Here is a 12586-nt window from a genome sequence, read left to right as displayed (position 1 = left end):
ACGCCGGTCAGGCAAGGCAAGATTGGGACTCCTTCACATTATTCGGTCCTGCTGATAACCGCAGCTGATCGTGCCGGACAATCCAAAGGCGATGATCACCGACGCCAACCGCTACGAACCGCGCAGCAACGACACGGTGCTCGACTTCGCGCGCCACTACGGCACTTCAATCCTGCCGGCCCGTCCGCGCCACCCGCAAGACAAGGCCAAGGCCGAATCGGCGGTGCAGATCGTCGAGCGCTGGATCATGGCGCGCCTGCGTCACCAGCAGTTCGACAGCGTGCACGAGGTCAATCAGGCTATGGCGCCGTTGCTCACACGGCTCAACGAAAAGCTGTTCCAGAAACTGCCAGGCAGCCGCGCCAGCACCTTCGCCGAGATCGATGCACCAGCCTTGCTACCGCTGCCGCTACAGCGTTACGAGATGGCGCACTTCAAGACGGTCAAGGTGCACATCGACTACCACGTCGAGGTCGAGCGCCACCGCTACAGCGTACCGCACTCGCTGGTCGGGCAGGTGCTCGAGGCACGTATCACGACCGCAGTGGTGGAGCTGATGCACAGGGGACAGCGCGTCGCCAGCCATGCCCGCAACAGCCGCCAAGGCGGCTTCACCACGACGACCACGCACATGCCTGCCGCGCATCGCGCTCACATGGAGTGGACGCCGACGCGGCTGATCCACTGGGGGAAAAGCATCGGCCCGGCGACGGCCGAGGCGGTGACGCGGCTGATGGCCGAGAACAAGCATCCGGAGCATGGCTACCGCGCCTGCCTTGGCCTGCTGTCGCTGGCTAAGCGCTACGGCAAGGTACGGCTTGAGGCGGCGTGCATGCTGGCCCTGCAGATCGGCGCCTGCCAGTACCGCCACGTACGCGACATCCTTACCAACAACCGCGACCAGAGCGCGCCGACCACCGCTGGCGATTGGGTTAGCCCCGACCATGTCCATGTCCGCGGACCTGGCTACTACCAATGAGGAATGACGAGATGATGATGCACACAACCTTGGCGCAACTGCGCTCACTGAAACTGGACGGCCTGGCGGCCGGCCTGGAAGAACAACTGGCACAACCTGGCATGGCCGCGTTGAGCTTCGAAGAACGCGTGGCGTTGTTGATCGACCGCGAGGTCCACGCGCGCAACGACCGCAAGCTGGTGCGGCTGCTGAAGAACGCGCACCTCAAGTACGGGCAAGCTGCAATTGAAGATATCGATGCAAGATCAGGGCGCGGCATCGACCGCCGCGAGGTGATGAGCCTTGCCCTGGGCGAGTGGGTCAGCGCTGGTCACAGTGTCCTGATCACCGGCCCCACCGGCGCCGGCAAGTCGTGGCTGGCCTGCGCGCTGGCGCAGTACGCCTGCCGACGTGGCTACAGCGCGTTCTACCAGCGTGTACCCCGCTTGCAGGAAGAACTGCGCATCCGGCACGGCAGCGGTGCCTTCGGCAAATGGCTGCTCCAACTGGCCAAGACTGATGTCCTTGTGCTGGACGACTGGGCAATGGGCTCGATCGACAGCATGACGCGTTCCGATCTGCTCGAGATCATTGACGACCGGGCCGGCAGCAAAGCGACGATCATCACCAGTCAGCTGCCGGTCGAACACTGGCATGCCTGGATCGGCGACGCCACCATCGCCGACGCCATCTTGGACCGCGTCATGCAGCGCAACCATCGCTTCACGCTGACCGGGGACTCGCTGCGTGCCCAGCGACCTAAAAACACTAAAAAGGAGAAAAATATCGACCTATCGTGACCGCAGCCCTTACAATTTGAACGCGTAACATCATCGAATGCGCAGCGGTCACGATAGACCGGAATCAGCGGTCACGTTGACCGGAATACGCAGTTCGGCGCCGCGCTTCATCCTGAGGCAAAACCAAACCAGGAAAAGGGCTTGATTGCCGAGCGCCGGGTTGGCGGAGCATCTTGAACGCGGGATCGCGGCCCGGCAGTGCATCGTAAAAGCCCGGCAGCGGCCTCGCCGCGTCCCCCGTCTGTCACAGGCGGAGGAGGGGGTGTTCCTACTTTTGACTCTTGATGATCATTTCGGCTCCTTTTTCGGCGAGCATCATGACCGGGAAATTGGTATTGCCGCTTGGTATGTTCGGCATGATCGACGCATCAATTACCCTCAAACCATCCAGGCCGCGAACACGGAGTGAGGTATCGACTACCGCGTTGTCGTCATTTCCCATTTTGCAGGTGCCGACCGGATGATAGATGGACAAGGCGTTCTGTCGAATGTACTGATCCAGTTCCACATCGGTAGTGGCCTGCTTGCCTGGCGCGAGCTCCAGACCGCGGAATGCGTCGAAAGGCTTTTGTGAGATGATGTCGCGTGCAATCCGAAGGCCGTCGCGCAGGACCCGGAGATCGTCGGGATCGGCAAGATAATTGGGATCGATGGCTGGTGCCGATGTCGGATCGGCACTGGCGATCTTGACGGTGCCGGAGCTGATCGGACGGCTCGCCGTGACACTCGCCATGAAGCCTTCGTCGCGGATAAGGTCGCGACCATGATTGGAAAACATCAGGGGAAGGCAATACATCTGTATATCTGGATACTCAAGGCTGGCCTGCGTTTTTACATGCGCCCAGGTCTCCAGTCCATTTGTAGCGGCTGGACCCGATCGGAACAACAGGTATTTTGCAAAAGAGGAAGCCATGCCAATTGGTCCGAGGCTTTTCAGGACCGAATAGGGTTTGGTTATTTTTTGCTTGAGTGAAATTGAAAGGTGATCGCGCAAATTGCGGCCCACGCCAGGTAACTCATGCTTGACGGCTAGCCCGTGCGGTTTGATATCGTCGGGATTGCCGATCCCCGATAGCTGTAGCAGCTGCGGCGAATTGATTGCGCCGCCTGAAAGAATGACCTCTCGAGTCGCTTCGCAGAAACGGAGTCCCGTACGGTCGAAGTACTCGACGCCGACCGCGCGCCCTTCTTTTATGACAATCCTGGATACGAGCGCATTGCTGATAATTGTCAGGTTTGGGCGGGACATCGCCGGCCTTAAGTACGAATGCGCGGTACTTTGGCGCAGGCCGTTGGCATAATTTCCTTGCATTAGGGCAATGCCTTCTGGCGTCCTGGCGTTGTAGTCCTCGTTGAAGTGATGACCAGCCTCGACGGCCGCCTGGACCCAACTCCTGGAGATTTGATTCATCTCCGTTCTTTTGGTCAGGGTGATCCCCACTGGCCCTGTTCGTCCACGAAACTCCTCGTCGCCTTCAGCGAAACTTTCTACCCGCTTAAAATATGGCAAGCAGTCACGGAATGACCAGCCCTGGTTGCCGAGGTCTTCCCAGTGGTCATAGTCGCCGGGATTGCCCCAAGAAACAGCCATGCCATTAATCGAACTGGACCCGCCCAGGACTTTTCCGCGCGGGACATACATGGTCCGGCCATTCAGCCCCGGTTGCGGCACCGTTTCAAAGTTCCAGTTGCCCATGCCGGACTTCATCAGCTCAAAATATCCGGCGGGCATTCGATACATAAGATTGCGGTCCTTGCCTCCGGCCTCAATCAAAGTGACCCGCACAGCAGGATCGCTACTCAAACGATTTGCCAGGATACAACCAGCGGACCCGGCACCTATGATGATGTAATCGGACATAAGATCTTTCTACAGTTGCCGCGTGCACGGCGAATTTCGCCTCCGCCCTGGCGTTGGACCAGGTGAGGCTGGCATTGAGAAAATGGCGATCGGAGCCTTGGTTGGCGTCAAAGGGAGGCTGCGATCACCGGAAGCGCAGCAGTCGACCGGTGCGGGCTAGCGCAGGTTTGCTTGAGCGTGCATGGGAGGGTCTCCGAAATATAAGTATGATGTCCTCATAGTAGTCGTTATAGTTCGGCTGGTCAATTGCTTTGATATCCTCTGTTTTGAGGCTTTCAAATAGCTTTCCTGAGGATTTCCGGCTATTTCCGATGCTTTTCTTCAGGTTTCCTGTATGCGACAGCAGACGGCGGCTGGTTCAGTTGAAGGTCCGACATCCTCAGAGTTTAATTCTGAAAGGAAGCGGACCGGCATCGCGAGGTGGGTGAGCCGGCTGCTTATGAACTTCCAATGCAGTCACCCGAGCTTCCATTCTGGCAAAGCCGGGTGGCAACACAGCCGCCATAATTCTTCTCACGCAATGACGCTGGGATAGCGTCGGATGGCGGCTTAGAAACCAGGAGACTGAGATGACTGTAAGAACTGGCAGTGAATATTTGAAGGGCCTCGACGACAAACGGAGCGTCTGGTTAGGCGACCGCGAGGTGTCACCACTGAATGAACCGAGCTTTTCCGGCTCGCTACGCGGGCTTGCCGGCTATTTCGATTGGCAGCATCAGTATGCAGACGATTGCGTGACGGTGGATCCCGAAACCGGCGAGGCGATGAGTGCCAGCCTGCTGGTGCCAAAATCGAGGGGGGATCTCGCCATCCGCCACCGCTGCTTTGAAAGGCTGGCACGTTACTCGGTCGGTATGATGGGACGCACCCCCGACTATGTAAATGTCACCCTGGCAGGTTACGTGGGGCGTTCCGATGTCCTCTCGAGCAGCGGAGATCCCGAGCCGGCCCGCCGGCTGAAGCGGTTCTACCGGGAAGTCGTAAGCGGCGACCTCGCCCTGACGCACTGCATCGTACAACCGGCTATCGATCGAAGCGTCGACGAGCTGAGCGGGATGAACGCGGACCTCGCGCTCCGGGTGGTGCGCCGCACCGACACCGGCGTGATCGTGAGGGGCGCAAAAGTGCTTGCGACGCTCGGCCCGTTCGCGGACGAGATGTTCGTCTATCCGTCTGCTCCGCTGCCGCCGCACGCCGATCCTGCGTGCGCGCTGATGTTCTCCATTCCGGTGGGAACCAAGGGGCTGGTGCAGATCTGTCGCGATCACTACGGCGTGGGTACTGAAGAGGACCGGCCGTTCTCGTCGCGCTTTGACGAACAGGACACGTTCGTCATCTTCGACGACGTGGAGATTCCATATGAACGATTGTTCATTGATGGAGATATCGCAGCTTACAACGGGCTGATTCGGTCTGGATGGCTTTCCAACATTGCGCAGCAGACCAATCTGCGAGCGGCGGTGAAGCTGGAGTTCGCTTACGACCTCGGATGTCAAATGGCTGAAACCATGAACGCTGTGAAGCGGCCTGAAGTGGCGCACGCGTTGGGAGAATTGCTTGAATACGCCAGGCTGACACGAGCATCGATTGATGCCGGAGAAGCGCTGGCGCGTGAATGGGGCAATGGTACGTGGTTCATGGATGACGCCGCCATTCGGGCAACGCGCGCCATGCTGCCGATCTGGATGGTGCGCGCCAATGAGATCCTCATCAACCTGGGTTCGCACAATTTGTTGGCCACGCCATCGCTGTCGGCGTTCCGCAATCCGAAGCTGGCCGCTCTGGTCGAGCAGTACATGCCCGGTGCCGGTGGGCGGTCCGCACAGGATCGCGCCCGAATTTTCCGCACCGCTTGGGACTTCGTCGGCTCGGGACTTGGCAGCAGGAATGCGCTGTACGAACGGTTCTATCTCGGAAGCAGTTTCAGGGCGATGTCTACGGATCATATGCAGGTACAGATGGCCAAGGCATCTTCGAACGAAGGTCCGGTCAACGAGTTTCTGAAATCAGTTGCGCGTTGAGGATCCACCTCGGGACGACGGCGAACGCCGAATCGCTTCGCACGTCCGGTTCCGTCGTACCTGGGTGTGGATGTTCCGGACTGCGGTGTGGGAGCAATCCTGAAGATGTACCGGGCAACAATCTGGATTTCCTGATCGAATGCGGGTGGGAGTCACGCGCTCCTGCCAACCGCCTCTGACATATTGCTACGCCAAGCCTGGCTTCCACAGCCGCCCTCACAATTTCACGGTAGAGCGGCTGCGGATAGTCACGGAGCGACAGATACGGTACGGAACCCGACGTGGACCGCGCCAAGCCGGATATCGTGCGGATGGCGCGCCGCGGCCCGGTACCGCACGCAGAAGTTGCTGGCACACAGGAAGGACCCGCCCTTGATCAGCCCCTCCTCGCCCGAGACCGCCGCCGGCGCCCCGCTGCCGTGCGGCTGGTGGCTGCCGTGCCACGGGTCAGACGTCCATTCCCACGCATTGCCGATCATATCGTACAGGCCGAAGCCGTTGGCCGGGTAGCAGCCAACCGGTGCCCGGTCGGGGTAGCCGTCCTCGCGCGAATTCATGTAGGGGAACGGGCCCTGCCAAAAATTCGCGCTCGGCCTGCCATGCTGGTCGCGCGGGCCGCGTTCAATCCGTTCGCCCTGTCCTCCGGCCTTGGCCGCATACTCCCATTGCGCCTCGGTGGGCAGACTGCGGCCCAGCCACTGCGCATAGGCGGAGGCATCGGCACGGGTCAGCTGCACCACCGGCTGGTTTTCCCGTCCCCGCAGCGTACTGTCCGGCCCTTCCGGATGGCGCCAGTCGGCGCCGTTCACCGCGTGCCACCAGCTGCCATAGGCCGCCTCCTGGCCGCGTTCGGCAAGCGGGGCGCGAAACACGGCGCCGCTGCCGTTGCGTTCACCCTCGGTCACATAGCCGGTGGCACGCACGAACGCGTCAAACTGGGCGTTCGTCACTTCGGTGCGGTCGATCCAGAACGACGCGGTGGTCACTTCGCGCACTGGCCGCTCTTCGGCATAGCCGTCGACAGCGCCCAGCACGAACCGGCCGCCCGGCAGGCGCTGCATTCCAGCATGTCGATCGCTCCCCCACCCAGGTGGCAGGCCGGAATAGGCGGCGCACGCGGCGCCGTTCCCCAACTCAATCGCGGGCGGTGCGGGTGGCGCGGCCGGCGTGGCCAGCAGCGTGTAGGCAGCCAGCCCAGCGCCGGCAGCCAGCGTGATCGTCACGCTTATGGTGGGCCTGCTCATGGCGCTGGAGCACGGCCGCTGGCCACCGGTAGCCATACCACGCCGGCGCGCTTCGCCCATGCATCGTAGTCCTGGGTCAGGCGAGCCGCGATCTCCGGCTGCTCGGCGATCACATTGCGGGTCTCGCCACGGTCGCTGCGCAGATCGTACAAGGCCCAGCTGTTGTCGCCGAAAGGCGGATGCACCGATACCATCTTCCACTGGTCGCGAATCACGTAGCGTCCGCCGAACAGCTCGTCGGCCAGCACTTGGCCTGCACGGATGTCGGCGCTTTCCTTTTCGTCCAGCCGCGGCAGCAGCGACAGGCCGGTAATCGGATTGACGGCCTTCCCCTGGTAGCTCGCGCCGGGGTCGGGGATGCCGGCCGCAGCCAGGAAGGTCGGCAGCAGGTCTTTGACATGGGTAAGGTCGCTAAGGGCTTTGCGGCCTGCGGCCTGGCCGGGCATGCGCACGATCATTGGCGCGCTAACGCCGCCTTCCGTCGAGAACCCTTTCCACAAACGAAATGGCGTCGCGCTGACTTCTGCCCAGCGCTCGCCATACGTCACGTTGGAAAGGGGCCGGCCGATGTTGGCGAGCGAGTTGTCGACGTTGGCATTGTTGGCGAACTGGCTGGCTGAGCCTTCGGCGCCATTGTCGGAGGTGAATACGATCAGCGTGTTGTCGTAGGCGCCGATTTGCTTCAGGTGCTGGATCAGGCGGCCGATGTTGCGGTCGAGGTTTTCCACCATCGCCGCGTACACCTCCATCTTGCGTGCTTCCGCTGCCCGCTGCGCCGCCGTCAGGCTGCTCCAGCGCGGACGGCCAGTTACGTCATCGAGGCCGGGACTGGCGTTGAAATCGGCGGGCACCAGGCCCAGCGCCTTCTGCCTGGCCAGGCGCCGCGCCCGCACCACTTCATAGCCCTCGTCATACTTGCCCGCGTATTTGGCAATGTCGGCGTCGGGCGCTTGCAGCGGCCAATGCGGCGCCGTGTAGGCGGCATACGCAAAGAACGGCTTGCCATCGGCCTTGTTGCTATCGATGTAGGCAATCAGCTTGTCGGTATAGGTCGTCGAGGAGTAGAAATCCGGCGCCAAGGTGGCTGGCTGGCCGTCCTCCTGGTGGACCGAACCAAGGTCGGCAACCGTCGGCCGGCCCGGCACAGCGGCGAAATGCGAACCGGCTCCCTGTAACTGGACGAATGAACGTTCAAACCCCTTGGCGTTGGGGTAGGAGGCCGGCCGGTACACCCACGGACTGCCGCCGCTCGCCAGCGGCGCGGCGCTCGGCATGCTGGCGAGGTGCCACTTGCCCGCCATATAGGTGTGGTAGCCGGCGTCGCGCAGCAGCTGTGCCATCGACAGCGAGCGGTCATTCAGGTAGCCCTCATAGCCATCCGGCAGTGTGTCGAAATTGTAGGTATTCGCGGCTCCGTAGGGAGCGACGCCGCGGGCTACCAGCACGGCGACCGCTTCGGCCATCGAACCGAGTCCGGCGCGGTGATGGTCGGTGCCCGACATCAGCATCGCGCGCGTCGGCGAGCAGGTCGAGCCGGTGTGGTAGTTGGTGAGCAGGCGCCCGGAAGCAGCCAGTGCGTCCAGGTTGGGGGTACTGATTTCGCCGCCGTAGGCGCCGATGTCGGAATATCCGAGATCGTCGGCCAGGATCATCAGGATATTCGGCCGCGCGGCGGGCGGCGTGCTGTCTGCGCCGCAGCCTGCCAGGCCCAAACTGATGGCGCAACTCGTTGCCAGGAATGCCGAGGTCTTCCAGTGCATGCTTATCTCCGTTATTATGTGTGAAGCCCAATAATCGACACAAACGCGGTGAGCGGCTAGTGTCACTAGGTACACTAGCGGCCTGGCTCCAGCTGTCGTACCCTCAGCTTATTTGTTCCCCGTAACGCCGCTACGACGCCATGACTTTCTTGTCCCGACCCGCGTACCGCCTGTTGCTGCTGATCGCTCTGTGCAGCAGCGCGCGATGGGGCAGCTGCGCGGCGCCGGCCAAGGTGCTGGTGCTGGTGCCTGGCGGCGCCACTGCGCCCTGGACGCTGCAGCTTGGCGAGGCCTTGCGCGGCGAGCTGCTGCGCAAGCATGCACACGCCGAACTCCATCTTGAAGCCCTGCAGCAGCCACCGGTTGGCACGGACGCGCCACTGCCGCACTGGCTCACCGAAAAGTACGCCGGGACTGCGTATGACGCGATCATCCCGCTGTTTCCCGATCAGCTGCCGATCGCGCTCGCCCTGCGCGACCGCCTGTGGCCGCTGGCGGCAGTGGTCGCGCCGGAGCTCGATCCGGTCCACGCCGCGGCGCTGGCACAGGTGCCGCGCGTGACCGGCTTGCTGAAACACGATCATGTTGCGGGCAACCTGGCGCTGATGTTCGCCCTGTTGCCAAAAACGCGACATATCGCGGTCATTAGCGCTGGCCTCGACCACGACCCGATCCGGCGGAACTGGCGCGCCGGATTGCAGCCATGGCTGCAGCGTGCCGGGCTGATCGACCTGAGCGGCCTGGAGCCGGAAGTGCTGGTGCGGCGCGTCCTGCAACTGCCGCCTGACACGGCACTGTACTTCGCCGCGCCCGCTACGACCCGCACCTCGGCCGTGATGACGTCCTACGACATGGTGCGCGTGCTGGCGCCGGTGACGCAGGCGCCGATCTTCGCCGACGCCACCACCCTGGTCGGGGCCGGCGCCATCGGCGGCTGGGTTAGTTCGCCGACGACCTATGCGCGCGACGTCGCCTCGCAATTGAACCGGCTGCTGGACGGGGTTCCACCCGAGCGGATCGGGTTCGAACCGCACAGCGCGCCACGCCTGCAGTTCGATTGGCGCGCACTGCAGCGCGCCGGGATCGCCAGCGCTGCGCTGCCAGCCGGCAGCGAAGTGCTGTTTCAGCCACCCGGCCTGTGGGAGGCCTATCGGGGCGTGGTGTTGATCACGGCCCTGGTGCTGGCGATCCAGAGCATCCTGATCGGCGCGCTACTGCTGGAGCGCCGAGCGGCGAGCCCGCCAACACTTGGGCGAACTGGCACGGTTGGACCGAATCGGCGCGGTTGGCGCACTGTCGGCGGCGCTGGCGCACGAAATCAACCAACCGCTCGGCGCCATCCTCAGCTACGCCGAGACCGCCGAACTGCTGCTCGATTCGCCCCGACCTTCGCACCACGAATTGCGCGCACTGATCGCGGCCATCCGCGAAGACAACCTGCGTGCCGCAGCCGTGCTGGTCCGGCTGCGCGCCTGGATCGCCAACAACGCCGGCCAGCCACAGCGGCTGGCGCTCAACCCACTGCTGCATGAGGTGGCGCGCATCCTGCGGGTGGAAGTACACATGCGCGACACCGAATTGCGGCTGCAATTGTGCGACACGGTACCCGAGGTGGTGGCCGACGGCGTGCAGATCCAGCAGGTCACGCTGAATCTGGTCCTGAACGCGCTCGACGCGCTGCAGCAGATGGCGCCGGAACAGCGCAGGGTGACTATCCGCAGCGCGCGCAACGCCGCCGGCGGGGCCGACGTGTGTGTCTCCGACTGCGGGCCTGGCTTGTCGGGGATTGTGGCTGAGCGCCTGTTCGAGCCGTTTTTCAGCACCAAACCGGATGGCCTGGGGGTCGGCCTGTCGATCAGCCGAAGCATCCTGGAACGCCATGGCGGCACGCTCGAGGTGGAACAGCCGGCCTGCGGCGGCGCGTTGTTTCGCTTCAGCCTGCCAAGTGCTGCGGCGCCGTCCCCATGACGCCGGTCCTGCACCTGGTCGACGACGACCTGGGTTTCCGCAGCGCGCTGGCGGGCTTGCTGCGCGCGCTCGGGCATACGGTCCAGGAATATGAGAGCGCCCAGGCCTTTCTCGCGGCGCCCGCGCCCGCGGCCGGCTGCCTGCTGCTCGATGTGCATATGCCCGGCCTGTCAGGCCTGGATTTACAGGCGGGCCTGGTGGCGCACGTAAACCACATGCCGGTGATCTTCATCACCGGGCAGGGCGACATCCAGATGAGCGTGCGGGCGATCAAGGCCGGCGCGGAGGATTTTCTGACCAAGCCGGTTGGCCGCGCCGCCCTAAGCGAGGCCATAGCTCGCGCGCTGGCGCGCGGGGCCCAGTCCCAAGCCGAGGAGGCGCTGCGCCATGCACGCGAACAGCAGTTGGCGCGGCTCAGCATCCGTGAGCGCGAGGTGGCGCTGCTGCTCGCCAAAGGCTGCCTGAACAAGCAGGTCGCAGCCGCGCTTGGCACCACCGAGCGCACCGTCAAAGCGCACCGCGGTCGGATCATGAAAAAGCTGGAGATACGCTCGGCCGTGGAGCTGGCGCGCATGCTCGATCAAGCCTGAGCGCCGCTGAAACGATCGCTTGGGGTGGACTGCAGTGTCGACAGGCGGCGTCAAATCGCTGGGCTTCAGCATCACGCTGTTGCCGGCCGCCAGAGCGGCCGCCGCCGGTGCAAAAGAGGCGAGCTAGCGCAAGTTTGCTTGAGCTTGCATGTAGGGTCTCCGCGGTTCGGCCCTATTGCTACGCGCGTTCGAGCACTATGGCAATGCCCTGGCCAACCCCGATACACATCGTGCACAGTGCATACCGCCCGCCTGTTCGGTGAAGCTGGTTCACTGCAGTTGTTACAAGGCGAGCCCCGGACGCGCCCAATGGGTGGCCCAGCGCGATCGCGCCGCCATTTGGATTCACGCGCGGGTCGTCGTCCTGCAGTCCCAGTGCGCGCATGACCGCCAATCCCTGTGCGGCGAACGCTTCGTTCAATTCGATCACGGCGAACTGGCCGAGCGTCATGCCGGTCATGGCCAGCACCTTGAGCGTGGCGGGGTAGGGGCCCATGCCCATGACGCGCGGCGCCAGGCCAGCCGTGGCCATCGCCACCACGCGCGCACGCGGCGTCAGTCCATGGCGCGCGGCGCCTTCCGCATTGGCCAGCAAGAGGGCGCAGGCGCCATCGTTGATACCCGATGCATTGCCGGCAGTGACCGAGCCGTCCGCGCTGACCACTGGTTTGAGCTTGGCGAGGATGTCGAGCGACGTCGCGCGCGGATGCTCGTCCTGCGCGAACAGTAGCGGGTCCCCCTTTTTCTGCGCGATGCCGACTGGCGCGATCTCGCTGTCGAATACGCCGGCCGCCTGCGCGGCGATCGCCTTCTGCTGGCTGGCCAGCGCGAAGCGGTCCTGATCGGCGCGGCTGATGCCGTATTCGGCGGCCACGTGTTCGGCCGTCTGCGGCATGGTGTCGACGCCGTACTGCTGCCTGAGCGCGGGGTTGACGAAACGCCAGCCCATCGTGGTGTCTTCCATTTTCATGGCGCGCGAGAACGCGCTGTCGGCTTTGCCCATCACGAACGGGGCACGGCTCATGCTTTCTACGCCGCCGGCGATCATCAGCTTCGCCTCGCCGCTTTTAATGGCGCGCGCCGCGGTGCCGACGGCATCCATGCCGGAGCCGCACAGCCGGTTGATGGTCGTCGCCGGCACGCCGGCCGGCAGGCCGGCCAGCAGCGCCGACATGCGTGCGACGTTGCGGTTGTCTTCACCGGCCTGGTTGGCGCAGCCGTAAACCAGGTCGTCCACCGCGTTCCAGTCGACCTGCGGATTGCGGTCGATGAGCGCGCGCAGCGGGATGGCCCCAAGGTCGTCGGCGCGCACGCCGGATAAGGCGCCGCCGTAACGGCCGAACGGGGTGCGCTGTGCGTCGCAGATAAATGCGTCTTGCATCGA

General features: G+C 63.5%; 9 protein-coding genes and 1 pseudogene. 6 read left to right on the top strand and 4 right to left on the bottom strand.

Annotated elements, in window-relative coordinates; genetic code table 11:
* Positions 1-58: 58 nt before the first annotated feature.
* A pseudogene (locus tag D3872_RS18810) lies at positions 59-979 on the top strand (Mu transposase domain-containing protein); the annotation flags it as partial.
* Positions 980-990: 11 nt separating this feature from the next.
* Positions 991-1758, top strand: a complete 768-nt coding sequence (gene istB / locus D3872_RS18805) for an IS21-like element helper ATPase IstB (RefSeq protein WP_119812253.1) — start codon at positions 991-993, stop codon at positions 1756-1758.
* 268 nt (positions 1759-2026) lie between these two features.
* Here istB and D3872_RS18800 read toward each other — a convergent pair whose 3' ends face one another.
* Positions 2027-3619: a GMC family oxidoreductase gene (locus D3872_RS18800; RefSeq protein WP_119812252.1), complete on the bottom strand. Its 1593-nt coding sequence runs from the start codon at positions 3617-3619 to the stop codon at positions 2027-2029.
* 569 nt (positions 3620-4188) lie between these two features.
* On the opposite strand from D3872_RS18800, the gene D3872_RS18795 reads away from it, so the two are divergent.
* Positions 4189-5640 carry a 4-hydroxyphenylacetate 3-hydroxylase N-terminal domain-containing protein gene (locus D3872_RS18795; protein ID WP_119812251.1) on the top strand — a complete coding sequence of 484 codons (1452 nt, stop codon included), beginning with the start codon at positions 4189-4191 and terminating at the stop codon, positions 5638-5640.
* A 248-nt stretch (positions 5641-5888) separates the two neighbouring features.
* Here the strand turns inward: D3872_RS18795 and D3872_RS18790 are convergent, their stop codons facing one another.
* Complete coding sequence (locus tag D3872_RS18790; RefSeq protein WP_119812250.1) at positions 5889-6884, bottom strand: formylglycine-generating enzyme family protein; 996 nt, start codon at positions 6882-6884, stop codon at positions 5889-5891.
* The gene (locus D3872_RS18785) at positions 6881-8644 is read right to left on the bottom strand and encodes an arylsulfatase (RefSeq protein ID WP_119812249.1); all 1764 of its coding nucleotides are present in this window, start codon (positions 8642-8644) and stop codon (positions 6881-6883) included. The genes D3872_RS18790 and D3872_RS18785 overlap by 4 nt, the downstream gene beginning before the upstream one ends.
* 140 nt (positions 8645-8784) lie before the next feature.
* Between D3872_RS18785 and D3872_RS25770 the strand changes: the two genes are divergently transcribed.
* Genes D3872_RS25770 through D3872_RS18770 form a run of 3 tightly spaced genes read left to right on the top strand, consistent with a single transcriptional unit; the run spans position 8785 to position 11202 of the window.
* Positions 8785-10176: a hypothetical protein gene (locus D3872_RS25770; protein ID WP_182915857.1), complete on the top strand. Its 1392-nt coding sequence runs from the start codon at positions 8785-8787 to the stop codon at positions 10174-10176.
* The gene (locus D3872_RS18775; RefSeq protein WP_119812247.1) at positions 10097-10612 is read left to right on the top strand and encodes a sensor histidine kinase; all 516 of its coding nucleotides are present in this window, start codon (positions 10097-10099) and stop codon (positions 10610-10612) included. Before D3872_RS25770 ends, D3872_RS18775 begins: the two co-directional genes overlap by 80 nt.
* A complete protein-coding gene (locus D3872_RS18770) occupies positions 10609-11202 on the top strand; it encodes a response regulator transcription factor (protein WP_119812246.1) in 594 nt (197 codons plus the stop codon). Before D3872_RS18775 ends, D3872_RS18770 begins: the two co-directional genes overlap by 4 nt.
* 178 nt (positions 11203-11380) lie before the next feature.
* On the opposite strand, the gene pcaF is transcribed toward D3872_RS18770, so the two are convergent.
* Positions 11381-12583, bottom strand: a complete 1203-nt coding sequence (pcaF, locus tag D3872_RS18765; RefSeq protein WP_119812245.1) for a 3-oxoadipyl-CoA thiolase — start codon at positions 12581-12583, stop codon at positions 11381-11383.
* Positions 12584-12586 lie beyond the last annotated feature (3 nt).

The sequence above is a fragment of the Massilia cavernae genome (genome assembly GCF_003590855.1).
GTDB classification, from domain to species: Bacteria; Pseudomonadota; Gammaproteobacteria; order Burkholderiales; family Burkholderiaceae_D; genus Telluria_A; species Telluria_A cavernae.
The sequence above is the reverse complement of the archived record's forward strand: the minus strand, read 5'-3'. Positions and strand labels throughout refer to the sequence as shown.

Coding starts and splice junctions, on each gene's coding strand:
- istB (WP_119812253.1), top strand. CDS start 991: ATGATGATGCACACAACCTTGGCGCAACTGCGCTCACTGAAACTGGAC.
- D3872_RS18790 (WP_119812250.1), bottom strand. CDS start 6,884: ATGAGCAGGCCCACCATAAGCGTGACGATCACGCTGGCTGCCGGCGCT.
- pcaF (WP_119812245.1), bottom strand. CDS start 12,583: ATGCAAGACGCATTTATCTGCGACGCACAGCGCACCCCGTTCGGCCGT.
- D3872_RS18795 (WP_119812251.1), top strand. CDS start 4,189: ATGACTGTAAGAACTGGCAGTGAATATTTGAAGGGCCTCGACGACAAA.
- D3872_RS18770 (WP_119812246.1), top strand. CDS start 10,609: ATGACGCCGGTCCTGCACCTGGTCGACGACGACCTGGGTTTCCGCAGC.
- D3872_RS18800 (WP_119812252.1), bottom strand. CDS start 3,619: ATGTCCGATTACATCATCATAGGTGCCGGGTCCGCTGGTTGTATCCTG.
- D3872_RS25770 (WP_182915857.1), top strand. CDS start 8,785: ATGACTTTCTTGTCCCGACCCGCGTACCGCCTGTTGCTGCTGATCGCT.
- D3872_RS18785 (WP_119812249.1), bottom strand. CDS start 8,644: ATGCACTGGAAGACCTCGGCATTCCTGGCAACGAGTTGCGCCATCAGT.